This is a genomic window from Candidatus Bathyarchaeota archaeon, from assembly GCA_026014585.1.
GTDB lineage: Archaea > Thermoproteota > Bathyarchaeia > Bathyarchaeales > Bathycorpusculaceae > Bathycorpusculum.
Genome location: JAOZIA010000024.1, coordinates 273114 through 298031 on the forward strand (window position 1 = coordinate 273114; position 24918 = coordinate 298031).

Annotated in this window: 30 protein-coding genes; 20 read left to right on the top strand and 10 right to left on the bottom strand. The window is 42.6% G+C overall.

Annotated elements, in window-relative coordinates; translation table 11 throughout:
• Positions 1 to 47: 47 nt before the first annotated feature.
• Entirely contained in the window at positions 48 to 503 is a 456-nt protein-coding gene (locus tag NWF01_10680) for an ArsR family transcriptional regulator (protein MCW4025479.1), read from the bottom strand.
• Between the two features lie 155 nt (positions 504 to 658).
• Positions 659 to 1306, bottom strand: a complete 648-nt coding sequence (locus NWF01_10685; protein ID MCW4025480.1) for a Snf7 family protein — start codon at positions 1304 to 1306, stop codon at positions 659 to 661.
• A gap of 180 nt (positions 1307 to 1486) precedes the next feature.
• Between NWF01_10685 and NWF01_10690 the strand changes: the two genes are divergently transcribed.
• The 6 genes from NWF01_10690 (at position 1487) to endA (ending at position 8197) form a co-directional block, all read left to right on the top strand.
• Complete coding sequence (locus NWF01_10690) at positions 1487 to 3448, top strand: cation-translocating P-type ATPase (GenBank protein MCW4025481.1); 1962 nt, start codon at positions 1487 to 1489, stop codon at positions 3446 to 3448.
• Positions 3449 to 3711: 263 nt separating this feature from the next.
• The gene (locus NWF01_10695; GenBank protein MCW4025482.1) at positions 3712 to 4041 is read left to right on the top strand and encodes a Rieske 2Fe-2S domain-containing protein; all 330 of its coding nucleotides are present in this window, start codon (positions 3712 to 3714) and stop codon (positions 4039 to 4041) included.
• A 172-nt stretch (positions 4042 to 4213) separates the two neighbouring features.
• Positions 4214 to 5053: a hypothetical protein gene (locus NWF01_10700; GenBank protein MCW4025483.1), complete on the top strand. Its 840-nt coding sequence runs from the start codon at positions 4214 to 4216 to the stop codon at positions 5051 to 5053.
• Between the two features lie 82 nt (positions 5054 to 5135).
• Positions 5136 to 6911: a glycine--tRNA ligase gene (gene glyS / locus NWF01_10705; protein MCW4025484.1), complete on the top strand. Its 1776-nt coding sequence runs from the start codon at positions 5136 to 5138 to the stop codon at positions 6909 to 6911.
• A gap of 62 nt (positions 6912 to 6973) precedes the next feature.
• Positions 6974 to 7633: a DUF47 family protein gene (locus tag NWF01_10710; GenBank protein MCW4025485.1), complete on the top strand. Its 660-nt coding sequence runs from the start codon at positions 6974 to 6976 to the stop codon at positions 7631 to 7633.
• 9 nt (positions 7634 to 7642) lie between these two features.
• Positions 7643 to 8197, top strand: coding sequence for a tRNA-intron lyase (gene endA, locus NWF01_10715; protein ID MCW4025486.1), 555 nt, complete (start codon positions 7643 to 7645; stop codon positions 8195 to 8197).
• Here the strand turns inward: endA and NWF01_10720 are convergent.
• From NWF01_10720 to NWF01_10730, 3 genes are all read right to left on the bottom strand, one after another.
• Positions 8194 to 9489, bottom strand: coding sequence for an NDP-sugar synthase (locus NWF01_10720; GenBank protein MCW4025487.1), 1296 nt, complete (start codon positions 9487 to 9489; stop codon positions 8194 to 8196). The genes endA and NWF01_10720 overlap by 4 nt on opposite strands.
• Before the next feature lie 123 nt (positions 9490 to 9612).
• Positions 9613 to 10227: a hypothetical protein gene (locus NWF01_10725; GenBank protein MCW4025488.1), complete on the bottom strand. Its 615-nt coding sequence runs from the start codon at positions 10225 to 10227 to the stop codon at positions 9613 to 9615.
• A 99-nt stretch (positions 10228 to 10326) separates the two neighbouring features.
• Positions 10327 to 10962: a hypothetical protein gene (locus tag NWF01_10730; GenBank protein MCW4025489.1), complete on the bottom strand. Its 636-nt coding sequence runs from the start codon at positions 10960 to 10962 to the stop codon at positions 10327 to 10329.
• Positions 10963 to 11059: 97 nt separating this feature from the next.
• Here NWF01_10730 and NWF01_10735 point away from each other — a divergent pair, with 97 nt between their 5' ends.
• On the top strand, positions 11060 to 11395 hold the full coding sequence (locus NWF01_10735; protein ID MCW4025490.1) for a hypothetical protein: 336 nt from the start codon (positions 11060 to 11062) through the stop codon (positions 11393 to 11395).
• Between the two features lie 43 nt (positions 11396 to 11438).
• Here the strand turns inward: NWF01_10735 and NWF01_10740 are convergent, their stop codons facing one another.
• The gene (locus NWF01_10740; protein MCW4025491.1) at positions 11439 to 12674 is read right to left on the bottom strand and encodes a hypothetical protein; all 1236 of its coding nucleotides are present in this window, start codon (positions 12672 to 12674) and stop codon (positions 11439 to 11441) included.
• 105 nt (positions 12675 to 12779) lie between these two features.
• Here NWF01_10740 and NWF01_10745 point away from each other — a divergent pair, with 105 nt between their 5' ends.
• Complete coding sequence (locus NWF01_10745) at positions 12780 to 13199, top strand: YkgJ family cysteine cluster protein (GenBank protein ID MCW4025492.1); 420 nt, start codon at positions 12780 to 12782, stop codon at positions 13197 to 13199.
• Here the strand turns inward: NWF01_10745 and pyrI are convergent.
• Together pyrI and NWF01_10755 are read right to left on the bottom strand one after the other, a co-directional pair.
• On the bottom strand, positions 13196 to 13666 hold the full coding sequence (gene pyrI, locus NWF01_10750; GenBank protein ID MCW4025493.1) for an aspartate carbamoyltransferase regulatory subunit: 471 nt from the start codon (positions 13664 to 13666) through the stop codon (positions 13196 to 13198). The genes NWF01_10745 and pyrI overlap by 4 nt on opposite strands.
• Before the next feature lie 56 nt (positions 13667 to 13722).
• Positions 13723 to 14433, bottom strand: coding sequence for an RDD family protein (locus NWF01_10755; protein ID MCW4025494.1), 711 nt, complete (start codon positions 14431 to 14433; stop codon positions 13723 to 13725).
• 153 nt (positions 14434 to 14586) lie between these two features.
• Here NWF01_10755 and NWF01_10760 point away from each other — a divergent pair, with 153 nt between their 5' ends.
• A complete protein-coding gene (locus NWF01_10760) occupies positions 14587 to 15486 on the top strand; it encodes a serine/threonine protein kinase (protein MCW4025495.1) in 900 nt (299 codons plus the stop codon).
• On the opposite strand, the gene NWF01_10765 is transcribed toward NWF01_10760, so the two are convergent.
• Positions 15483 to 15752, bottom strand: a complete 270-nt coding sequence (locus NWF01_10765; protein ID MCW4025496.1) for a ribonucleoprotein — start codon at positions 15750 to 15752, stop codon at positions 15483 to 15485. The two genes, NWF01_10760 and NWF01_10765, sit on opposite strands and share 4 nt — an antisense overlap.
• Before the next feature lie 418 nt (positions 15753 to 16170).
• Between NWF01_10765 and NWF01_10770 the strand changes: the two genes are divergently transcribed.
• The 11 genes from NWF01_10770 (at position 16171) to NWF01_10820 (ending at position 23950) form a co-directional block, all read left to right on the top strand.
• A complete protein-coding gene (locus NWF01_10770; GenBank protein MCW4025497.1) occupies positions 16171 to 16899 on the top strand; it encodes an ABC transporter ATP-binding protein in 729 nt (242 codons plus the stop codon).
• Positions 16892 to 18169: an ABC transporter permease gene (locus NWF01_10775; GenBank protein ID MCW4025498.1), complete on the top strand. Its 1278-nt coding sequence runs from the start codon at positions 16892 to 16894 to the stop codon at positions 18167 to 18169. Before NWF01_10770 ends, NWF01_10775 begins: the two co-directional genes overlap by 8 nt.
• A gap of 136 nt (positions 18170 to 18305) precedes the next feature.
• The gene (locus NWF01_10780) at positions 18306 to 19880 is read left to right on the top strand and encodes a hypothetical protein (protein MCW4025499.1); all 1575 of its coding nucleotides are present in this window, start codon (positions 18306 to 18308) and stop codon (positions 19878 to 19880) included.
• Between the two features lie 16 nt (positions 19881 to 19896).
• Positions 19897 to 20154, top strand: a complete 258-nt coding sequence (locus NWF01_10785; GenBank protein MCW4025500.1) for a hypothetical protein — start codon at positions 19897 to 19899, stop codon at positions 20152 to 20154.
• A gap of 82 nt (positions 20155 to 20236) precedes the next feature.
• Positions 20237 to 21262: a DUF362 domain-containing protein gene (locus NWF01_10790; protein ID MCW4025501.1), complete on the top strand. Its 1026-nt coding sequence runs from the start codon at positions 20237 to 20239 to the stop codon at positions 21260 to 21262.
• Between the two features lie 95 nt (positions 21263 to 21357).
• On the top strand, positions 21358 to 21840 hold the full coding sequence (locus NWF01_10795; GenBank protein ID MCW4025502.1) for a hypothetical protein: 483 nt from the start codon (positions 21358 to 21360) through the stop codon (positions 21838 to 21840).
• Complete coding sequence (locus NWF01_10800) at positions 21837 to 22445, top strand: hypothetical protein (protein MCW4025503.1); 609 nt, start codon at positions 21837 to 21839, stop codon at positions 22443 to 22445. The genes NWF01_10795 and NWF01_10800 overlap by 4 nt, the downstream gene beginning before the upstream one ends.
• Positions 22442 to 22744 (top strand): hypothetical protein, encoded by a 303-nt coding sequence (locus NWF01_10805; GenBank protein ID MCW4025504.1) that lies wholly within the window; start codon positions 22442 to 22444, stop codon positions 22742 to 22744. The genes NWF01_10800 and NWF01_10805 overlap by 4 nt, the downstream gene beginning before the upstream one ends.
• Positions 22741 to 23238: a hypothetical protein gene (locus NWF01_10810; protein MCW4025505.1), complete on the top strand. Its 498-nt coding sequence runs from the start codon at positions 22741 to 22743 to the stop codon at positions 23236 to 23238. The genes NWF01_10805 and NWF01_10810 overlap by 4 nt, the downstream gene beginning before the upstream one ends.
• A complete protein-coding gene (locus NWF01_10815; protein ID MCW4025506.1) occupies positions 23238 to 23555 on the top strand; it encodes a hypothetical protein in 318 nt (105 codons plus the stop codon). The genes NWF01_10810 and NWF01_10815 overlap by 1 nt, the downstream gene beginning before the upstream one ends.
• Positions 23540 to 23950: a hypothetical protein gene (locus NWF01_10820; protein MCW4025507.1), complete on the top strand. Its 411-nt coding sequence runs from the start codon at positions 23540 to 23542 to the stop codon at positions 23948 to 23950. Before NWF01_10815 ends, NWF01_10820 begins: the two co-directional genes overlap by 16 nt.
• Here NWF01_10820 and NWF01_10825 read toward each other — a convergent pair.
• The gene (locus tag NWF01_10825; GenBank protein ID MCW4025508.1) at positions 23936 to 24745 is read right to left on the bottom strand and encodes a DedA family protein; all 810 of its coding nucleotides are present in this window, start codon (positions 24743 to 24745) and stop codon (positions 23936 to 23938) included. The genes NWF01_10820 and NWF01_10825 overlap by 15 nt on opposite strands.
• Positions 24746 to 24918: the final 173 nt, after the last annotated feature.

Sequence of the window (24918 nt, forward strand, 5' to 3'; positions counted from 1 at the left end):
TACCTATTTTATATTATGCTATCTACACGAACACCGTGTACTAACTGTTAGAATGGTCTCATAGCCCATACTCGATACGCCTCATACCAAAATATGCTACAAACAATGATTCCAAATGTTAAAATAAACAGGTTATCCCTGCTAAAGGTCTGCAAAAGCAGGAAAACATAGCCCAAAAAGAACACTGTAGAGAACAAAGCGTAAAAGAAAAACCTTGGAAACAGCACTTTACCAAGCTTAACATAATGCTTTAGAACACCGATTTTGACTTCTCCAACAAGCACATACTGTCCGCCAGTTTCTTGCTTTTGAACCAGCCCTAAATTTCGAAGTTGCTCCAGATGGTGAAAAGCTACGCTTGGACTACTGAAGTGTAGTGCACGCTGAACCTCTCTTACGCTGGCAGGGTTACCTTTCTTGAGCAGGAACCAGTAAACCTTCCATGCTTTACCTCTAAGCGCGTATTCTAATTCTGTGTCATGTTCCTTTTCTGCACTAGGCAAGAGCTATTGCGCCCTCTCTTCTACAAGTTAGAAGTAAAAGAGCTTTAATAAGTTGACTAAAAAAACTCCAAAAAACATCCTTAACCCTTATAGAACAAAAAAGAAAAATTGAAAACAAAAATGAAAAGAAAAGGGTGTTAAGAAAGAAAACAGCATTAAGCTTTTGATTTGTCGCTACCGGTAGAAAGACCTGGAGGCAAATCTGGGAAGTTCGCGCTTACTTTCTGCTCTGCAACCACAGCTGCTTCATTTAGGATTTGGGCGGCGTCTTCATTTACGTTGTTGAAGTTTAATGAATTACCACCGTTTAAGCCTGCATCCATCATAAGCCCGCTTAGCATGTTTCCGATTTCGCCCAGTTCGTTTTCTGCTTCTGGCAGTACACCGCACATTCCTGCGTTAACGCTGCGAAGCACTCCAATGCATGGTCCAAGGTTTGATACCAAATCGCCAAACTCTGTGATTGTTCGCATACGCAGAGATACTTGGTCTAGGGCTAATCTTGCGTTCATTATGAGTTTGGACATTTTGCGGATTTCTGCTAGTTCTGTAGCATAAATGTTGGCGTGCGCTGTGTCATGCTGCGTGTAGGCATCCACTAGTTTAGCAAAGAGTGCTTTGTCTTTTGTTGTGAAGCGTTCGTTTGCTTGGTCAAGCTTGTTAATTTGTAGGTCGAGTTTTTTTAGTGCCATATCAAGTCGCGGTTTTAATGGTGCTTGTGGCTGCACTGTTTGTTTTACTTGGCTGAGGAAGGAGTCTCCTTCTTTTTTAGGTTCCCATTTTTTAGCAAACCGTTCAGACATTTTGTTAACATCCTGTCAACTTTGAACATGACATGTCTAAGTATTTACGTGTTTTTAACATGCACATATATATGTAGAAGGCTATTTTGAAAAAACGGGCGGGTTTACAAAGATTTTCTGTTCAAACACACAATTTAGCATCATCTTAATATCAACAGAATGTTTCTTTTATTGAACAGCATGACTTTTCAACATAAAACTCGATCGGAAAAACCCAGCCATACAGAAAGCGAAAACAAGAAAGTCATGGTTGCCTTCGCTGTTCTTTTGGGCATAACTGTTCTGGTAGGCGGCGTACTGGATATTTTCTTTCAGGGCGTCCCTTTAGGGTTTAATATTCCTGTAATTAACATGCAGGCAACAGTCACAGCGATTTTGTACTATGTTTCCGTGCTGATTGTTGCAGTATACATCGGCATAACTGGTCTAAAAGAACTCATTATAGAACACAGATTCAGCGTCGAGTTTCTGATGGCAACCGCTGCTTTGGGCGCGCTGTATCTTGATGCCCGATTTGAAGCTGCAACAGTGCTTTTTCTTTACTCAATAGCTGAGTATTTTGAAGGCTACATCGAAGACAGGGCAAGACGCACCATAGAAAAACTCAGCAAATTCATGCCTGATAAAGCCCGAATAATTGCTGATGATACAGAAAAAAGTGTTCCAGTTAGCACCGTGGAGCCTAACATGATGCTGCTTGTGAAGCCTGGTGAGCGTATTCCATTGGATGACAGTGTAGTGGAAGGGTTTTCTCATGTGGATCAGGCGGTTGTAACGGGGGAGTCTGTGCCTGTAGTAAAGAAAGTTAGTGACACGGTTTATGCTGGAACACTTAATATCAGCGGTGTTTTGCGGGTTTTGGTGACTAAGAAAGCCAGTGAAACCTTGGTCTCCAGAATTATTGACCTTGTAGTGGAGTCAGGAAAAAAGAAGGCATCCATCGAGAAGTTGGTTACGCGCTTCTCAAAAATTTATGTTCCCATAGTGATTTTGCTTGCAGTTTTAACCGCGACTGTGCCGACTCTTTTGGGCGCTGGAACCTTTGACAGTTGGCTGTATCGTTCCTTGATTTTGCTGGTGGTTTCCTGCCCAAGCGCGTTTATCATTTCTGTGCCAGCCACAGTGTTTATGGCAATCACCATCGCAGCCAAGCGAGGCGTAGTGATTAAAGGCGGAATTTACATTGAAAAACTAGCCAAAGTTAAACAGGTTGTTTTTGACAAGACAGGCACGTTAACGATGGGCAGACCAAGCGTGCATAAAGTCAGGCTTGTTCAACAAAAAGAAGAAAAAGAAGCCATCGCTTACGCTGCGGCGCTTGAGCAGTTCTCAAATCATCCTGTCGCGCAAGCCATCGTACGCAGAGCAGAAGAAAGAGGCATTGACCTCAGCAAGATAAAAGTCACCGATGTCACCGAAATCTCAGGCAAAGGCATAGTGGGCAACGTGAATGGCAACTTTGTGGCGGTGGGCACGCTTGAGTTGATGAAGGATTTTGGCTGTAACTGCAAAGAGGCTTTTGAGATAAACACTGGCGATGTACATACGACGATTTGTGTCTCTGTAGGTAAAGAGGGTTTAGCGTCGGTTTGTGTGGTTGACCAAGTAAGAGAAGATTCTCTTAGAGCAGTTAGCAAATTGAAGAAAAATGGTGTAAAAACAGCCATGCTCACAGGCGACCGCACAGAAATCGCAAACGAGACTGCTCAAGCACTCAAAATTGATGAAGCTCACGCTGAGCTTTTCCCTGAAGACAAACTGCGCCTAATTGAGGAGATGAAGGCTAAAACTGACGGTTTGGTTGCTATGATTGGGGATGGTGTAAATGATGCGCCTGCGTTGGCGGCGTCTGATGTGGGGATTGCAATGGGTGCAGCAGGTGTGGATGCAGCGTTAGAGTCGGCTGATGTTGTGCTGGTTAAGGATGAATTGGCGCAGGTTCCTTATCTTTTGGAGCTTAGCAAAAAAACCATGACTATAGCCAAACAAAACATTGCTGCATCCTTAATTGTTAAACTGGTTCTGGGTGCTTTGGGCTTGATGGGTTTGATTCCGCTGTGGTTTACGGTTGCTTCGGGCGATGATGGCGTGACAATGCTGCTATTGTTGAATTCGCTAAGACTGGAAAGGCTAAAGGAGTAATCGCACCGACCCGCTTTCGGACTAAAAATTTGCCATTAGTGACCTCCCCTCTATCGTTTCTGCAATGAATTTCTAATAGGAACCAAATAGACAGGGTTGACCTCTCTCTATGTTTTCTGCATAAGTTGGATATTTGGAGCCTAATAGGTGGCAAATAGACCTGTTGCTTTATGGAATAATTTACGCCGCAAAACCAGCAGGTGCACGGGCATCAAACGTAAACTACTTGAGGTAGTGTGGTTAAATATGAATAGGTGAGCATTGTGGTTTTTGAGAAAATAGCTGAAACACAAGAAATACCTTCTGGGCAGATGAAAGCCGTTAAACTTGGCTCAGAAACGGTTTTAGTTGCAAACGTAAACGGCACCTACTACGCGATTGGAAATACTTGTACGCATCAAGGCGGAAACCTATCCAAAGGAACCCTGCAGGGAAACATCGTAACCTGCCCCAGACACAAATCACAATTCGATGTGACATCGGGCAAAGTGGTTTCTGGACCAAAGATGCCCTTGTTGCATCCAAAAATCAAAGATGCAACAACCTACGCCGTGAAAATTGAAGAAACAGCAATACTCATAGAACCAAAATAACAGGCTATGCAATAGTTTACTACCCAGCTTAACGTTGGTGAAAAGCGTAAACATAAACTACCTACGATAAACTGTCTCTTTACTTTTGATATCAAACATTAAATCAATTTTGAAAAAAGATTGTCTCGTTGTGGCATAATACAAAAATATTCCTTTTCTGAAGCTATAAAATATGTCAACAGAACTTGAGCTAAATGTAGCGTTGATTCTTCACTATCTAAGAGAATCTAATACATATGTGACAGGTAATGATATCCAATTGGCTACTGGATTAGAACCTTTTCGAATAAATCATGCAGTAGCATTTTTGAAAGATGACCATCTCATTGAAAGTATACAAAGTTACGATATACCCCCATTTATCTTTCATTCGGTAAAACTTACTGCCAAAGGTAATGAAGAAATTGAACGTAAAAGATGGCAAAGAATACTAAAACCCTTGGAGAAAAAACATGAACCATATGCTACTAATGTTTCAACCATAGAACGTCCAGTTGGTTCACCTTTTGGATTCACTGATAACGATTGGCGAGCCATCTCCGTTTGGAAAAAAAGGAAAAACATTCTTTACGTAGTTTTCGGGTGTAAGTTTGCGTCTGATTATTGTAATTATTCTGAGTTGGGAAAAAATATCAAAAAATTGTTCAAAGAATCCGTTGCACGTTATAATAAAGAGAATCATGAGGATATCGTTGAATTGAAATATAGCTCGTTACATGCGGGTTATGGTGAACACCTATTCAACGAAATTGCACGAGAAATTATTTCATCAGACATAGCCGTTTTTGAGACATCGGATATGGCACCTAATGTCTTCATAGAAATTGGCGTTGCCTTAACATGGGGTTCCAGTGTACTTCTCATTAAAAATGCTAAGTGTCCAATACCGCCTTCCGATATTTCGGGTCAAACATATGCAGATTATAGCGATAATGGAAAAAAATTTGCTGATTCAGATTACTCTGAAAAAATATATCGAATGGTCGAAAAAGCTGTCAGGAAAAAATGTTAGAAACATTTCTCAATCTTTTCATATACTATGGTAATGTTTTAATTGTTATTTTGGGTGTATCGGTAAGTCGAAGGTAATAAGTTTGAGTAGTGATGGTGTTAAGTGTTCTAAGCCTGAGTGCGATAAGTTCGTCGCAATTAATGAGTTAGCTAAACGTAGAGGCTTTTTCTGGTCATCGTTTGAGATTTATGGGGGCGCTGGCGGATTTGTCACTTATGGTCCCTTGGGTACGCGCCTAAAGCAAAACGTAGAAGCAAGATTACGAGAATTATTTGTGAAGAAAATCGGCATTTTCGAGATGGAATCATCCGTTATTGCCCCAGGCAAAGTGTTTCAAGCCAGCGGTCACGTGGATCACTTCAAAGAACCCATGGTGGAATGCCAAAACTGTCACACTCGCTTCCGAGCTGACCACCTCATTGAAGAAAAGGGCATTTCATCTAAAGAGGCGGAAAAGATGACGCTGGATGAGGTGGAAACTGAGATTGCTCATCACGAAATAGTTTGCCCAGACTGCAAAGGCACATTTGGCAAACCTACACGCTACCTCACAATGTTTGAAACCACCATCGGCCCATACGCAGGCTCCGTCGGCTATGGTCGTCCAGAGGCAGCGCAGAACATTTTCGTCGAATTCAACCGCCTATTCATAGCTGCACGTGAACGTTTACCGTTTGGATGCATAAACATTGGCAAGGCACTACGCAACGAAATCTCGCCAAGACAGGGCTTAATTCGCTTGCGTGAATTCACCATTGCGGATTTGGAGTTCTTCTTTGACCCCGCTGAGGGCACATGTAGCAAGCTCTGTGAGGTTGAAGATGAGGTTTTGCCCATTTTGCTCTGTGATACACGCCTCAAAGAATGCGAAGATGTAACCAACTTCACCGTGCGCGAAGCATTAGATAAGAAAATTATCCGTTGTGAATGGCAAGCCTACTTTATGGCTATGGCTAAACGTTTGCTGGAGGAGTTGGGGGTTCCTGTTGAGAGGCAGCGTTTCTTAGAGAAGCTCACTTGGGAGAAAGCCCACTACAGCACACAAAGCTTTGACCAAGAAGTCCTCGTGGACCGCTGGGGCTGGGTGGAAGTTTCCGGTCACGCATATCGAACAGATTTTGACTTGTCCTGTCACATGAAAGCCAGCGGCGTAGACATGTCCGTATATAAAGAGTACAAAACCCCCATAGAAAAAGAAGCACTCACAGTAAAGCCGATAATGGCAAAGCTGGGTCCCGTCTACAAAGGCGATGCAGGCAAGGTCGCGGCGATTCTTGCCAAGGCTGACCCCAACGAGGTTGCCAAGCAAATGGCTGAACAAGGCAGCTACATGGCAGACAATTACCAAGTGCTCCCCGACCAAGTAGAAATTGGTGAGCAGAAGATTGTGGAACGCGGAACCCGTTTTGTGCCACATGTGGTTGAACCCAGTTTTGGTTTGGACCGCCTGTTCTATGTGACACTTGAGTACGCTTATGGCTTGAAGGATGACCGTGTCGTGATGAGTTTTCCACGCCGCCTCGCACCCATTCAGGTTGGAATTTATCCGTTGATGAGCAGAGACGGTTTAGACTGCAAGGCACAAGAAATCCAAAAACTTCTCAGCAATGAGGGTTTCATGACCGAGTATGACGAGGCAGGCAGCATCGGCAGAAGATACGCACGCGCTGACGAAGCAGGCATCGCGTTGGGTATAACGGTGGATTATGATACGCTAAGTGACCAGACCGTGACGATTCGTGACCGTGACTCTTGGATGCAGGTGCGCGCGCCAATTGAGGAGTTGCCAAAGCTGCTGAAGGAGTACTTTGAGGGCAAAATAAACTTCGAAAACTTGGGTATAGTCATTAAAGGTTAATTACTACCATTTTTTTATATCACTTTATACATAGTTTAGTTAGTGTTTAGGCGGTTAAGAGAGTGGTCCTTCCATCAGAAACAGAAGAGCGCGTGAAGCGTAGAGCATTGAACGCTTGTCAAGATAACCTTCGTAAAGTAGTAGATGTATCTAGAAAAATTCCTCAACTATCAGAATATTTTGCCAGCGGAGACCGCGAATCCGCCAAACGATTACTTAGCGAAATCAGAGCAGGAGAAGAAGAAGTCATCAAAGCACGCCGCATGGTCAGCCAAGAGCTCGCATCCATCGGCGCAATCCTAAGCAGCCGAGAAGACTTCCTACGGTTCACTAATCAATCCAGCGAAATCGCCGACTTCTCCGAAGGTATAGCCTTTTACCTTGTCGAAATCATGGAGCACAACTGGGTTATCTCCTCAGACATAAAAAAAGACCTTCTCAAACTCTCCGTTGCCGTGCTCGACAGCGTACTAAAACTACGCGAAACCATGATGGTACTCAACTACGGCTCACAAAAAACCCTAGAAAAAGCCAAGGAAGTAGAAATTGCCGAACGCATAGTGGATGACCAGTACCGCCAGTTAACCATCAAAGCCCTAACTAGCAAACTGGACACGCCTGCGCTTCTGCTACTCCGTGAGGCTTTACAACTTATGGAGAACTCTGCAGATAAAGCAGAGGACGCGGCGGATACGGCACGCATGATATCATTCATCATGTAGTGAAACTGAATGCCTAAAACCAAAGTTGAACTAATCGACAATTACCTAGTCGTTTGGGACCCAGCGGAAGGCTCACAGCTCTACAAGGAAGGCTACTACGGGAAACCTTTAGGCATTCCTAAACCAAAAATCCCCGAATTTTCTGTACCCCTAATTTTGGATTTAATGGAGGGCGTATATCTTGCGGAACAGAAAAAAATCGCCGTCTACGAGACTCAACAGAAAAAAGCTGTAGGACTTAAAAAACTACAACAAAAAGCGCGAGAACTCTACAGTGAATTTGAAGAAAAATATGCGGTTTATCAAGATTTACGCAATAATAATTTGATTGTAACGCCAGGCATAAAGTTTGGCTGTGACTTTGCCGTCTACAAGTATGGACCAGGAGTGGAGCATGCACCGTACATGGTATCGGTAAAGCAGCAAGGCGCAGATATTTCAGCCACAGAAATCGTGAAGGCAGGGCGGTTGGCGACCACTGTTCGTAAACGTTTCATCATAGCCGTGCCCGATATTGAGGGTGACAGCGTGAAGTATCTGATTTTTAAATGGTTTAAGGCTTAGTTGGCGATTACGGTTTGGTTTTGGAATTCGTCACGTAGTTTCTGGTGCGGGTATACTTTTGAGGTTGCCAGTGAACAGCCTTCTTCTAAGGTTACATCGTCTGCAACAACTGATACGGCGGTGATTCGGGTTCTTTTGCAAGGAGACGATTTAACAACCACGTGCCTGCCGATTATGCTGTCATGAATTTCTGCGCATTCTCCAATTATTACACGATCCATTATTGCAGAGTTGGTGACTACAGCATTTTTCTCTATACGGGTAAAGTTGTCTATGCAACTGTTAACGATTCTTGCGCCATCGTCGATGTGTACATGGCGTCCGATGAGGCAGGAGCCTTCAATCTGGATTTTTTTCTGTTTGATTTTGCGGATTATTTCATCGCGGCGTTTTTCAGAATCATTGCTTTCACCCTGCACAAAAATTTGGCTGCCCTCACATAGTCTGCCGCCGAAGTCTTTTAGGGTAGAAAATCGCCCGTGGAGCAAGTTACTCATGGCTTCTAGATAATTTTTGGGTGTACCAACATCAAACCAGCTGCCTTTTAGTGTGTAACCGTAAACGGGACGTCCAGATTTAATGACGTATGGGATGAAATCGTAGCCGAAGTCGAGACGGTTTTTTTCTTTGATTATTTGTTGCACACCTTTTTCTTTGAAAATCTTGCGTACTTCAGGCGAGAGTACATAAAGGCCAGTGTTGGCAAGGTTGCTTGGGGCATCTTTGGGAAGAGGTTTTTCGACAAAATTTTGGATTCTGCCGCATTTGTCTATGTCGGCGATTCCTAAGCCTTCAACGTTTTCGACTTCACGTAGCACTATGGTTAGGCAGGATTCTTTTTCTTTGTGAAAATCCATCAGTTTCTTTACTTTTATGTCAAAAATGTTGTCGCCTTGCACTGCGAAAATGGGGTTTACCAAGTCAAAGTATTCCATGTTTATTTGTGCGGAGTCTGCACTGCCGAGGTCGTCCACGTTGGGCTGATATTTTATGTGTATACGGGGTTTAATGTTGTATCTTACTGAGAAGCCTAATCCTGACTGAAAATAATCGTATAGGTCACGATAGTTCGTGTAGCCCTTTACACCAAAGACGAAGTTTCTAACTCCCTGAGAAGCCAGCGAAAGCAGTGAAAATTCTACCAGTGGCCTGTTGAGTAGGCGCAGTGCAGCTTTGCTGGTTTCCGCTGTTAAGGGCAGAAGCCGCGTGGCTTTTCCGCCGACAGGAATTATAACTCGAAGTTTCTCTGGAGCATAACAGTCCCCAACTAGGGGTGCATAATTGTCACCCAACAGTTAACACCTCTTTTTACCTGTACTAGCCAGATTAACCATTTTAATCTATCTACACAGCAAAAAACCGCTTACTTCTGGTAAACTACTCGTCAAATAGTCGTGCACTTGTCGGTTTATTGATTATATGAAGACTTGACTTTTTGGCGGTTTTCTCTTTCTAGCAAAGTACAAGGCAGGTGCTACTATGAAGCCTGCTATAATTAGTATAAACAGGGAGTTTTCAAGTGAGCTGTCGTCTGTATTTGTAGGAGTTGGTAGAGTATTTGAGAACCAGTTAAAGGTGTTTTGGGGAGAAACATAATCATAATCCACCGTGAACGTTACTGTCAAAGTCATTTCTTCGCCGTCAGTAGCGTGTGAATAAACAATAAGCTTGTGGGTGCCCTCAGCTAAGTCATCTAAGGATGCGTCTGCCACAAAAGCTGTACCGTGTTCCAGAACGCTATCGGGGCTTGTCCAGTACAATCTGTTATCAATTCTTGTTAAATTAGTAAAGGTAACATTGGCAGTGCCATCTATGCTGTAACTGATGGATGTAACATCTGGCTTATCGGTTTCAATGTTGACGATAACTTGAAGCGGAACAGAAGAATTAGCATACACTTTTGCAGAAAGAGGAGAGGGTATTTCGATGGATGGGGGCGGAAAATAGTTTGCTTTAACCAATTGCGAGGAGGCTATTAGTGAAATTGCCAAGAGTATAATAATTGTTAACCCTAATCTGCGATTTTTCATAACTCTACCTAAGTTGATAGCTTTTCTATTTTCGGTTGATTATACAGAAAGCCAGTTATATGTACCTTGCTATGGGAGCACACAAGGGCTTCTGGCTTATCAAAACGCGAGTTTCGACCTCTTTCTAATAAAAAACAAAACAGTCACTGAGGATGCAGCAATAAACGCGATGACAATGAGCCAAAGAGAGTTTTTGAGCTGAAGGAGTCCTTCATTTTCTGTTGGAGGCAGTGTTTCTGTTTGAGAGGATGAGGGAAGTGGGGGCCAGCTAACAGTGCTGCGTGTTGGAGGCACATAAGAATAGTCCACTGTGAAATCTACGGATTTGGTCATTTCGTTACCTTCAGAATCACGTGAATAAACAGTCACTGTGTGCGTGCCCTCAGTTGAGATAGTCATAGATGTGTTTGCCCTAAACGCAGTACCCTGTACAGAGACTCCTTCTGTGCTGGTCCAGTACCACATATTCTCCTCTCTATCTATATTGGAAAGCGTAACAGGAGCTTTACCGTCTATGCTGTAACTAATACGGGTAATATCTGGCGCGTCTGGTTCAACGTTAACAACAACTTGAAGGGGAACAGGCGAGTCGGAATAGATGGCGGGGGCAGAGACAGGTAAGACAATTTCAAGTGATGGAGGCGGCAAATAGTTTGCGTTAGCCAATGGTAAGGAAGCCATTAGTGAGACTGCAAAGATTAGAACAAACAGTAACCCTGATTTTTGAGGCTTCATTGCTCCATCAAGTTTTGGTGCATCAGTTTTCAATAAAAATTTTTGCTATATCCCGTGTTTCTCAAGCTAACTCTATATATGAGTTGAGGAATTTTTGGTGAGCAAGGAGCAAACCATTTTGCATCTGGAAGAAATGAAAAAAGAAATCGAAAACCTCGTAATAACTAAAGGCTTCTACAACAAACCAGAAGACATCCCCAAAAAACTCCTCTTCGCCTTCATCGAACTAGGCGAAGCAAGTGATGCATGGAAAAAAGGAGAGCCAGAAGAAAAAATCGGCGAAGAACTCATCGACGTAATGTTTTACCTATTAGACGCAAGCCGTTTGGCGTGTCCCAGCGTGAACATGGATGAGATGTTTGTTAAAAAACTTGCTAAAAACCTTGGGCGACCTTACCAGTACGGGGAAGGACATCGCAACAAACCACCCTAACAATTTTCCTAAAATTCTAACTTAAGCCTATTCAGGTGACAGGTTAGGGTGAGATTTTGAACAACCAGAATTTTTGTGAATCTGAAGCTTGACTTGTTTGGTTCCATGTACCTACACAGATGTAGCCGCCATCGCTGGTTTGAATCGCGCGGTTAATGGTTGAATAGTAGGCGGTAATGTTTTGCTCAATTTTTAGTTGAGCTTCAAGATTGCCGTTGCTGTCGGTTTTAGCTAGCCAAGAAGTCACTCTGCTGCCATCGTCAGAGTAGATTACGCCAACAAGTACGAATCCGCCGCCTTGAGTGTTAGCAACCGAATGAATAGCGGTGACTTGAGGATATGTTTTGTTCCAAAGCATTGTCCCTTGCAGGTCAGTTTTTACTAGCCAGCCTTTTTCTGGATTTACCAAACTGCCCGCCAGAATATAGCCATCATCGTCTGTTATTACGCCTGAGCTTTCATACGAGGAAATTGCATCTCCCTGATAATCCTTTGACCATAAAAGAGTGCCGTTAAAGTCAAGCTTTGTTAACATATACTTGGTTCCGCCACCGCTTGCTTGATGACTAGCAAAGAAAATGTATCCATCATCTACAGGCTCCATTGAACTGGCTGCACCTACAGAGACTTCTTTTGAAAAAAATGCGTTGCCAGAAGCATCAGTCTTCACCAGATAACCGTGAGAAACCCCATGATAATCCCACGAAAGAGTCCAAACACCAAACAGAACATAACCATCATCTTCTGTCTGGAATAGGCTAATGAAAGCAGTGTTGGTAGCATTTGAGGGGGAAGTGTAAGTTTTTGTCCAAGTAATATTTCCGTCTGAATCAAGTTTGATTAAACAGAATTTACTATACGGAGTGTTAGGGTATATTTGGTCAGGCGAGGTTATGCCACCGATTACCGCATAGCCTCCATCGTTTGTTTGGGCGATATTGTAAAGTTTGGGTGTTAAGTCTTCGACTTGAAAGGTCTGTTGCCATTGCACATTTCCAGAGCTGTTGGTTTTAACCAGAATTGGCTGATTGTTAACAAAAACAGTTTCGTTTGAGGTGTTCTTTGAGAGTTCAGCGGTTGTTCCAAGAGCTAAATAGCCCCCATCAGAGGTTTGGATTACTTTTTCGCCGGTTATGTCGGGCAAAAAGGTTTGCCATTCTACCTGAAGCGTTTCCTCGTTGCCGTTAAACAAGGGGGTAAACAAAGCAAGCAATATGCAAACTACCGCAATAATTGCTAACAAAGTAGATAGCGTGATTACCAATTTTGACTTTTGCATAGTGAATAGGGGTTGGTGCTGTTTGCTTAAATAATTTGTCAATAGTTAAGGTCAAAAAGTTGCATCATGTTTATTTTCGCCAGTTCAATGTAACTGTTGATTATTGTGTCCTTCAATTACCCCCAATGCCAGTTTGAATGCACAAAATGCGGATTATGCTGCGGCGACACCGAGCAAAAAACAAGGCATATTCTGCTTTTAGAAGCTGAAGCAGAAGAAATCAGCCAACAAACCAGCACGCCAAAACATGATTTCTGTGAACCCATCACAGGCAAAGAACCCTACATTTACGAAATGAAAAAAACTGCGGGCAAATGCATTTTCCTAAAAAACAATCAATGCACCGTTTACGAGCTGCGTCCTCTTATCTGCAGATTCTACCCCTTTGAATTCAAGTTTTCAACCGACCAAGACTGCTACCTGTTTGAGGAAACACTGGAATGCGTCGGAATCGGCAAGGGTAAACTCATGAATAGAGCGTATTTTGAGCAGCTTTTCTTGTTGGCACAGCAGCGTTTGGGTTAGATTTGTTCCATAACGTTTGCTTGTTCGAGTATGGTACCGCAGTAGTGGCATTTTAGCATTAGAGGTTCAGGGTTTTTGACGTAAAATTTTGAGTTCACGGGTTCGCCGCTGTTGCTGATGCATGCGGGGTTTATGCATTTGATTATACCCTCAATTTTCTGGGGCAACTTTACTTCTTGTTTTGCTAGGACTTGATAGTTGCGGATTATGTTAATTGTCGCATGGGGGGCAACTAGGGCGATTTTGTTGACTTCCTGTGGGTTAATGGCTCTGCCCTCGATTTTGAGCACGTCTTTGATTTTGAAGCATTTACTTGGAACATTAATGGCTATGGTGATGGTGTGTTTTTCTTTTCCTGTTATTCCCAAAATCCGCACCACATCCAAAGCGTAGCCAGCACGTATGTGGTCAATAACGGTGCCGTCTTTGATTTTTGAAACTCTAAGTTCTTTGTCGCTCAAGCAAATTTCCCCAAACAAAGAATACTGCAAAGCATAAATTAAACTTTACAAGGGCTATGGATTTACTGTCGTAAATCGATAACGGTTGTCCCTGAGAACTTGTCAAAGTATCTGCGGAACAGAACGTTTTTGAGACGCCAACCCACCAACAAGTCAAAAGGCAGCAACGGCAAAAGCTTGCCAAAGTTACGGACTGCCGCATGGTCATAAGACATTTTTTTGCCATCTGTTCGGACAACTTTGAGTCCCACAAGGCGTTTACCTATACTTTGCCCGTTGAAGCCTTCAAGCAGAGTTGAGTAGAGCCACATTAGCCCTATGGTTACAAATATTGTTGCACTAACTACTCGCGCGATTAAGTCTCCTGATTGTATTATGAGTTCGGGAATAATTGTGATTAGAAACGTGATTGCGGTAATCAAAGATAAATCTATTATGAAAGCTGAAACACGTTTTTTTAATGAGGCTACAGAAAGCTGCGTGACTTTGCCTTGTACATCAGCGGAGTCTGCCCAGCTTGCGATGTCGTGAATGATGCGCACTGCACTTTCTCCTGCTCGGCTTAGCGTGTACTTGCCTGAGGAGGTTTGTTCGATGAAAGCGGGGAGGTTTCGCAGGTGAAAACTGAGTTTTCCAGTATCGATTGTTAGTAAGTTAAGCAAGTCGGTGAACGATAACTCACCTTTGTCACTTAGGTTCAACAGTATTTCCCGCCTTATGGGGTGGGATAGAACTGAGAGCACTCTTGTGACACTGTCTTGGTTTTCTAACATATTTATAGCCGAAAAGGTTCGTTTCGGGGGACACTATAGTGTCCTCTACTTAATATAAACACTATGAACCAATAATCTAGAACTTAAAGATTACACAAAAAAACAAAATTTCACATATTGCAATTTATTAGCACAAGCAACCTAAGTATAGGCATGTCAAATGCTGAACTCGCAGTACAAGTATTCAAACAATTAGAAAGCGAAGACTTCCGCATACTACACATCATTGAAGCCGCCATGAGCAAACGCGAGTTCGTTCCAACTCAGCAAATAAAAAAATATGCCAAACTCCCACTTGAGCGCGTAGAGTATACGTTGGGTAAGCTAAGCAAGCTGAATTTAATTTACCAGATGAGCGGCGCATACATTGGGCACACCCTAAACTACACTGGCTATGATTGTCTAGCCATAAATAATCTGGTAAAAGCAGGCGTCATCTCAGCTTTTGGGCATCCCATCGGTGTAGGAAAAGAAGCAGATGTCTATGAAGCACTCAGCCCGCAAAATGTGCCGATAGCAGTTAAATTTCACAGGTTAGGTAGAATCAGTTTCCGTCAAACAAGACGTAAACGTGGCTACATAAATGAGCATGCAGGTTGGCTTTTTCAGTCAAGGCTTGCTGCAGAGAAAGAGTTTGAAGCCCTAAAAATGCTCTACATGCAGGGTATCGCGGTTCCAGAGCCTTTGAGTCATAACCGTCATGTAATTGCTATGGGAAAAATTGAGGGCGGTGAACTTTCCAAATACAAAGACGTTGGGGACCCCAAAAAAGTTCTCAAAGAAATCTATCTAAACGTGAAAAAAGCCTACCAGAAAGCCCACATAATCCACGGAGACCTAAGCGAATACAACATCATCCTAAAACCAGAGGGGCACATCCTCATAATTGACTGGCCACAATACGTTCACATAGACCACCCTAATGCAGTTGAGCTTTTAGAGCGTGATATCAAAAACGTAGCTGTGTTTTTTAGCAGAAAATTCTCTATTTCGATAGATACACAAGAGGTTTATGATTATATTATTGGGAAAGTTGGAAGATTGAAGGGTTAATGCTTGTTTGCATCAAGCACTATGTAGAGGATGTTGTTTCCCCTTAGAAGCACATTGCCATAGTTGGTTAGCAACTGTTCTTCTTTGCATTCTGTGGCGCCTTCCAGCAGAATGTTCATGTGCCCGTCGCATTTTATCATTTTTCCTTTGTATTCACAGCCGTTCTTGAGGACTACTTCGATGTTTCCGTGCATTTGCTTGATTAAGACATTGAGCGGTTTTTTGCTCGGCTCCATCATTGATACGTGATCTCTAATAGTTGACATAAGCATATTGCAAAAACTAACGGATATAAAAGTTTTGTCCATAAAAACACTTCGTCTCTGTTTAGCTAAGGCAACAGTATTTTCCTTTGTCACAAATAGATTCTTTGAAATTCAACAATAAACACAGAACACAACCGTTGTTGTCTTCAGCGCTATATCCTCCGCGTTTATAAATAGAGATGCAAATCTGCAATTTTAGCTCCTTTACATGTACATTCATTAAAAAACATCAGCCACTTCATACACAATCAGCCAACAAACAAATACACCCAATACATGCCATATTTAACAGCACACACCACACAAACCTAACAAATTCACGTTAAAAAAAATGCCCAATGTAGTAAACACCAAAAAACAGAAAACACAAACCTTAAAACCAGAAAAAAACCATTACCAGAAAAGCAAGGGACAAAACATGAGCTTAGCAGTTGACGCACAAAACCTAACAAAACAATTTGGCAACGTTACAGCCTTAAACGGGTTGAGCTTTCAAGTTAAACCCGGAGAAATTTTTGGGTTAATTGGACCCAACGGCGCAGGAAAAACCACCACTCTGCGCATGGTGTGCACACTTATTGTTCCAACCTCAGGCACCTTAAAAATTCACGGGTTGGACACGGTTAAGCAGGCGAGTGAGGTACGCAGAATCATCAGTTACCTGCCAGAGGAGTCAGGGGCGTACCCGAATCTTTCAGGGTATGAGTACTTAGAGTTTATGGCTAAATTTTATCAAAAAGACGGAAACGTCAAAGACATGGTAAATGAAGCCGCCGGCCTCACAGGGCTTGGTGACCGCTTAAAAGATAAAGCCAAAACCTACAGCAAAGGCATGAAACGACGGCTACTGGTTGCCCGAGCCCTAATGACGCACCCAAAACTTGCGGTTCTTGATGAGCCAGCGAGCGGTTTGGATGTGCTTCACGCTTATCATGTGCGGGAAATCGTTAAACGCTACGTGAAGGATTACGGAATCACCGTGATTCTCAGTAGTCACAACATGCTTGAAGTTGAGTACCTGTGCAATCGTGTTGCTTTGGTAAATAAGGGTAAGATTGTTGTTGATGGGCAACCTAAAGAGCTCAAGGACAAGTACAGTTGCGAGAACCTCGAAGAAGTCTTCGCAAAGGTGGTTGGCTATGCTTAAGGGATTCACTACTGTTTTGCTAAAAGAACTCAAAGAGTTGATGCGGGACCCAAAAATCCTCATCGGCATGATAGTGCTACCTTTGATAATGTTTCCAGTTTTGGGGATGGTTATGGGCTATGCAGTGAGCAGCGCTCAGGAGCAGGCGCAAAAAGCAACTGTGCTTGTTGTGGATAATGATATGGGTAACTGGAGTCAAACGTTTATTGGGTATCTTAATCAAACAATGAAAACTGAAGTAATAACCAACACGTCAACACAGGATGTTTTAGACCAGAACCTGCTCAGCTACTATAATAGCAGTAATTTCATGGAGATTCCAGCAGGGTTTAGTCAAAACATGACCCAGCACATGCGAGGCAACTACGACATTACCGCAACCGTGAACATTTTTAGCACTTTTAGCGGAGGCGGCCTATTTAGTGACATAGGCTCAAGTGGCTTAACAAGCTTTGTAACCTTATTCAACCGCGCGGTTGCTCCAGATGTTGTCTTAACCGCTCAGTCAACAATTATCAAAGGACAAGTTCAAGAAGGCATCGACCCCGCCATGGTTTCAAGCCTGATGCTATCACAATCCATTGCTTTGCCCCTAACCATCATGATAATGTTAACTTATGCCATGCAGATAGCCGCGACCAGCGTAGCTATGGAAAAAGAAGAAAAAACTCTAGAAACCTTGCTCACTGCACCTGTTGATCGCTTTGCGATTTTGATGGGAAAAGTTTCTAGCACAGTAATTGTGGCAGGTGTAGCTTCAGTGGCGGTGCTTATTGGCTACTCTTACATGATTGGCTCTATTACTATGGGTGTGCCTATGTCATCAAACATTGACTTGGTGAGTTTGGGCTTAGTGCCATCTCCAGTTGGATACGCGCTTTTGGGGGTCTCCTTGTTTATGACGCTACTTTCTGCGTTGGCATTGGCGGTTATTATGTCAGCGTTTTCAGAAAATGTTCGTGGTGCACAAGCTTTGGTCGGCTATATTTACCCGTTAATCTTCATTCCAGCAATGGCACTGATGTATCTGGACATAAACACTCTGCCAATGGCAATTAAGGCACTGTTTTATGCAATCCCTTACAGTCACCCAATCATCGCATCTAAAGCAGTCATAATGGGCGACTACACAACAGTAGTACTTGGCATAGTCTATGTAGCAATCTTTACAGTGGTTATAATGTATCTTGCATCACGGCTCTTTGCAACTGAGAAAATATTGACGGCGAAGCTGAACTTCAAAAAATCAAAAAAGATACCAACCGACTAAAAGAATACACAAAAAAAGAAAACAAGACGTCTCGAAACATATTCACTAAATTTAAAAACAGAAATCCTTAATGTTATAAGGGTAAACTGCATTAGTATCATAAAAGCGGGGGAACCTTTCCATTCGGAAAAATCAGATGATAGCCATCACGCTTATTGCATCAATGGTTACATTAGCAGTGTGCATTCCCCTCGCAAACGCCGCCGAAGAAAGCAACCAAGGAACATGGAGCACTATGACACCTATGTCAACTGCAAGAAGTGGACTGGGCGTGGTTTCAGTTTTAGGAAAAATCTATGCCATAGGCGGCTCAAATGACCTACAAGTTCTAGGCACTACAGAAGAATACAACCCTTCCACTAACAATTGGACAACCAAAACCGCAATGCCGACTCCGAGAAACGGCTTTGCCATAGCGGTTTATCAAAACAAAATCTACGTTTTCGGTGGAAGCACAGGAACAGGGTCTACTTTTACAGCAAACACGGAAGTGTATGACCCAATAACTAACACGTGGGAGCAGAAACGTTCCATGAGTATTCCACGTGCAGACTTGTCCGCATGCGTTGTAGGCGACAAGATTTACCTAATCGGCGGAAGAAACTACACAAACACAAGCCCCTATTACTGCCAAACAAACATAAACGAAGTCTACGACCCCCAAACTGACACATGGTCAAAAGAAACAAGCATTCCAATCGCCGTCCAAGGATATGCTTCTGCAGTAATGAATGATAAAATCTACATTATGGGCGGCGTTAGAGATGGACAAAGCGGCAACTCAGAAATTTTAAATTACAACCAAGTTTACAATACACAAACCCAACACTGGAGCACCGCAGCTAACCTACCCACAATCAACAGTTACGGAGGCTGCGCAGTAACCAGCGGAAACATGGCACCAGCAAAAATCCATCTTATTGGCGGATGTACCACTACAGGTTTTGAAAATAAAACTCAAACCTATGACCCCCAAACAAACACTTGGAGCACTGATGCAGAAATGCCAAGTGCAAGAGCATATTTTGGTCTTGCAGTGAGTAATGATGTTTTGTATGCGGTGGGCGGATTTGACGGGGAAAAATGCTTGTCAACAAATGAGAAATTCAATCCTGCAGGTTATGGCGAAGTTGCGCCAAAAATTGAAATTTTAACTCCTGAAAACAAGACGTACAGAGAAGTTAGCATTTCATACATAACTAGCAGGTCCACGGATTGGGTGGGTTATAGGTTAGATAATGGTCCCTTGGTTACGATGACTGGGGAAACCGCGCTACACAACGTAGAAAGCGGGTCGCACTCAATAAGAGTTTACGCTAATGATTCGTTGGGAAACATGGGTGTTTCAAACATAGTGTACTTCACCATTGACACACAAGGTCCACAAATAACCGTTTTCAATCCTCAAAACATAACCTACAATTCAGCAAATATTCAAGTCACATTTACAGTTAACGAAAATAGCACATGGACATACAGCCTAGACGGAAAAGACCCAGTTCCAATAATCGGAAACATCACACTACCAGGCATGCCACAAGGACAGCATCACCTGACAATTTATGCAATCGACCAACTGGGCAATACTTCCGAAGAAACCATTTACTTCACAATTTATGCTTTCCCATTGTTCTGGATTGTAGGTTCCACAGCAATAATAACAATCATTTTAGCTGGAAGCTACTTAGCGTTTAAAAGAAATAAAAACTAATCAGATGAGGAAAAACATGGGTTACATTTTGGATTGTCAAGCAGGTGAAACAGAAGGTTATTCATGTCGGCTTTTGGTTGCAGACCGCACGTTTTACATAAAAATTTTCGCTGACCCCACAAAACAGGCGCAGTATGTTTCATGCAATCCAGAGGGCAAAATGGAGAAGGATATTTCCCAGACAGAGTTTGAGTTGTGGCTAAACATTTTGGTGGACAACTCCAAAGAAATAGAGGAAATCAAAAGTAAACTTAAAACAATAAAAAAATATTGAGCAGTTGTTCATAGTTTTCTGTTTTTTTGACTCTAACATTTATATTGCCACTAGAATATTGATTTTTGCGGTGAACGAGAAGGTGACAGTACATTTTGTTTCTTGGGACACCAACAAAAACCTCATGGAAGAAGCAAACAAGCTGTATGATGCAGCTAAAACTTTTGATTACATCAACAAAGGTGACTTAGTCGCTGTTAAACTGCATGTTGGTGAACTAGGCAATCCCTACTATATTCAACCATTTTTTGTCCACGATATCATACGCAGAGTCAAAGAGGCAGGCGGCAAACCCTTCCTAACCGATTCAAACACGTACTATTTAGCCCAAAGAAACAACGCATACGACCACATGATAACCGCGCAAACTAACGGTTTTAGCATGGCACCCTTCATTGTGGCAGACGGCTTAAAAAGTGAAAACTACCGCACCATAAAAACCAAAGGCATACTGCAAAAAATCGAGGTTTCAGGAGCCATCGCAGAAGCAGACGCCATGATAGTAATCACCCACACCAAAGGGCATGAACTGTGCGGTTTTGGGGGAGCAATAAAAAATCTGGGCATGGGCTGCACCCCAAAAGCAGGCAAACTCCGTCAGCACCGAGTTGTCGGCTTAGAAATTGACCAAACCAAATGCATAGGATGTGGAAAATGCAAAGAAGTTTGCCCTATGGATTTACCTGAAATCATTGAAGGAAAAGCAAGAAACACTTCGCCAGTGTGCATGCGTTGCCCCGTGTGTAATGCTATTTGCCCAATAGGTGCTATAAGATTTGTTCATAAAGAAAATCTTCTCAAAGCGGTAGCATCAGCGGCGTATGGTGTGCTATCCACGTTTAAACCTGAAAAAGTATCCTACGTGAATTTTGCAAAAAATATTACACCTTATTGTGATTGCCTGCCGAATCCGGGTAAAATTATGATGCCAGATGTTGGCATTTTTGCAGGGGATTCACCTGTGTCGGTTGATGCAGCGTTTCTGGGCAGCGTGAATTATCGGCGATTTAATGAGGCGTATCATGTGGATTGCATGATGCAGGTTAAAGAGGCTAAGATTTTGGGTATTAATGGGGAATTGAAGCCTAAAATTGAAAAGATTAGTTGATTGAGCCTGTTTTTTATTTTTTTTTGTTTTTGTTGGTACAGATTACACAATTTTTAAATAATTGTAAATAAGTAACTATTTACAAGGATGTTGTAATGCGAGCAAACTGCACACTATCATCACCCCTAAGCCAAAAACAAAAAACCATCTGGTCAATGATAAACAAAGGCCTAACCATAAATGCAATCGCAGAAAAACTCCACACCACCCGGCAATTCGTAAACCAAACCAAACTATCCGCAGAATCCCGACTATCCACAACACTACTAGACGTAGCCCAAGCAAACGACCTACAAGTCACCAAACTCTACCCCCAACAAGGCATACTCCTCGCCTACCACCCAGCCATAAAACGTAAAGCCATCCTCACCTACAGCACCAACTACGGCATAAAAGTCTGGTACTGGCACGACAACCCCGAAGAAGTAACAGACCCCACCTTCCTAAACCAAATACGCCAATACCTACTCGACATAGCCAAAGAGCGAGGCGTAGAAATCGAGGGCGCCGACAAAATCCACCCTGCCAAGCTAGCCCATCAAATATTTTCCAAACTTGTTCCGGAGTTGAAAGCATGACTGCGAAAAGAAGTTTAGAAAATAGACTAAGAGGCTGGATGCCAAAAGAATCATTCTCAATTTGTACACCAGCCAACATCAGTGCTGAACCCAGTCAGCAACCCGTAGTAATTCCGTCAGGGGTTACTTTAAACGCCATAACTGTGGCTGGCGTCAGCGCAGTTGTCTATATAGCCCTCGCAACAGTTTTTATAGGAAAATTTGGGCCAACACAGATTCACATAATGCCTGAAATCGCTTGGATAATTGTGGGAGTAGCAGTTGGAATACTTTCCAACTACATGTTCACTCAAAGCCAGCTTTGCCGACTTTCAAGAAGTTATAGAATTGAAGGACCAAACAAAAAAGAACTTCTTCTCCTTATTGCGCCTTTGTTAACAATATGGGCATCTTCATTCCTTTTTAATTCTTCATTTTTTAATGCAACACAAGCTCTAAATTTATCATTACTTTCTGCGTACATGGCTCTAGTACCGCATATGCCCATTAGATTTTGGATGTTTCATTCATATGAAAAAAAGGAAAACATGAGACTAATGCAAGATTGGATACAAATAGGAACAATAGCAATCCCAAAACCCCCAAATCCAGAAGTGAAAGCATGAAAAACAAGCAGAATACAAAACAACAGAGCAGAGGTTGGGTGCCTGAAGAGCTGAAAATATCAAGTCTTCAACAAACAAAAAACCCTAAAATACCCATAACGGGTGTTCGATTGGGGCTTTTGATTTTTGCGATGGGTTTTGCAGGTGCATTCTTAGGCGGGTTAGATACCGCTTTAGGTTTAGGACTACTCTCAGGAGTAGATCCGCACGTTTTTGTTATACTTTTAGTTGTCTGCATAACGGTTGTAGCAATCACAGTAATTTTGAGCCACAACAAGAAAAGGAACACTAAAACATGAACACTCTAAAATCACTGGAAAATCGTCTCAGAGGCTGGATTCCACAGGAACCTAACTGTACAAACCATTTCCCAGCCCAAGCCAACCCGAAGCAAAGAAACTACACCCCATACATTGCTAGTTTCTTGGCGGTTTATGCTGCTGTATTTCTGTCCATGGGGGCAATGCACCTGTTAGGTTTGGGGGCTTATGATTCCTTTGCAGCGGGCATATCGGGGGCGTTGGCATTCATTGCAGTCACCATCTTTTTAAATAGATCACATAACCAAAGCATGCCCATCACGGAAACGCAAAAAAGAGCAGCCAAAAGAATTGCCATCGTAAACGTGGGGATGGTTGTGGTTTTGTTGGGAACGTATTTGTGGGTTAACCCAAACATTGCAAACAGCACGGTCACGTTGGGCTTGTGGATTGCTCTTTTGTTTGCGTGTTTTTTAGTTAACAATTTGCTGGCTCGGAACTTCAAGAAACAAACACTAATGGAGATAACATGATGAATCCAAAAAATCGCTTACAGAATCACTTAAGAGGGTGGCTTCCCAAAGAACCAACACTTCAAACCAGTCAAGCACCCATTAACCCAAAAAACACACCCATGATTCAATGGACTGCAAAGGCGTTAGTTATTGGTGCAGTGTTAAGTGCAACGTTTTTAGTTCTTGGAGAAACTACAGGTTTAACAGGTGTGGGTAGGTATCTTTGGTATGCAACGGTGGAGGGCACAGTCTGGGGTATAGTGGCGGCGGTTCCTTTTCTGGTTAAACGCAAAACATGCTCACAGAAGGAAGAAACAAAATGGATAGACCAGTAAAATCTAAATTTCCAAGAGGTGGAATAGTGATTTTCACCCTTTTCACAATTATCTCTGTTTGCTACCTCTTTGAGGGTAACGTTTTAGGTTTTGCTTTCCTTTGGTTCTCATGTATACTGGGCGTCTCTGCTTTGCTTGATATTTTGGTTTCATTTGACAGAGAATTTAACATCAAACTTTCCATGGGACTACTGGTTGCAGTCATCAGTTTAGGCGGCATACTTGTTAATGTGTACGTGTTTTCGGTTCCCGCCAACTTTTACGTCCGAATCTTTTCAGTAATTATGCTTGTACTGACAAATGCACCCTTGTTGGTTGCTGTAGCTGCTTATGCATTGGACAAAAAAGAATTATCCAAGAAACTCATAGACAAATTCACTCTACGAGGACACTAACCTCTCAGAATCCCCCTTCAGCCCCAACATTTTTTGCGTATCTACCCAGTTTTTTCTTTTCCAAACCAAATACGCAACAAACAAAACCACAGCAACGACAACAACAGCAATTAACACGTAATGCAGCACACCAGCAACTGCAGTCCAGTTCTGCCCCAAATAGTAACCCACGTAAATAAGCAAACTATTCCATAACAAGCAACCTGCAGCAGTATAAATCAGAAACTTAGGCATGGACATTTTCACCGCGCCTGCAGGAAAAGAAATCAAAGTCCTTACACCCGGCACTAAGCGACCTATGAAAACCATTATTGACCCCCGTTTATTGAACCAGCACGCAGCAGTTTCAAGTTGACTGGGGGAGAAGATAGTTTTGCCAAGGAGTTTGTATTTCAAAAGAAGATGCACACCCTTAAGCCCAATGTAGTAATCAATCAGTGAACCTACAACGCCAGCTATAGTGGATACCAGCACTGTTAATAAGAAACCAAGCTGACCTGTGGACACAAGACAGCCTGCAAAGGGAAGAATAACTTCGCTGGGAATAGGCAAACTGCTGGATTCAAGAAGCATCAAAACAAAAACACCCACGTATCCCCATGAGCCAATGGTTGCGGTAACGTTGTGGGTGAATGAAAAGATGGCGCCAATTACAGGCTCACTTGTTAAAGGGGTACCTTCAACCAGAACGTCTTGAACAATTTCAAACAGCATGTAGGTAGCAAGAGCCAAAGCTAAAACAGTGATAATTATGAGTGGAGCTTTTCGCCGTTTGTTTGGTATGGGAGTTACCACGTACCTCATGAGAATGTGGCATTTTTAGTTTAAAGCCCTTTTGTATAACCCCAAAAAAGTTAAACGAAAAAAAGTTGAGATGTCTATAGCACGGTTGGAGGTTTTTTTCTTGAGCGTTAATTTGGGATTCAACAAAACAATGCAGCTATTGGTGTTTAATAAAGCGAAAATAA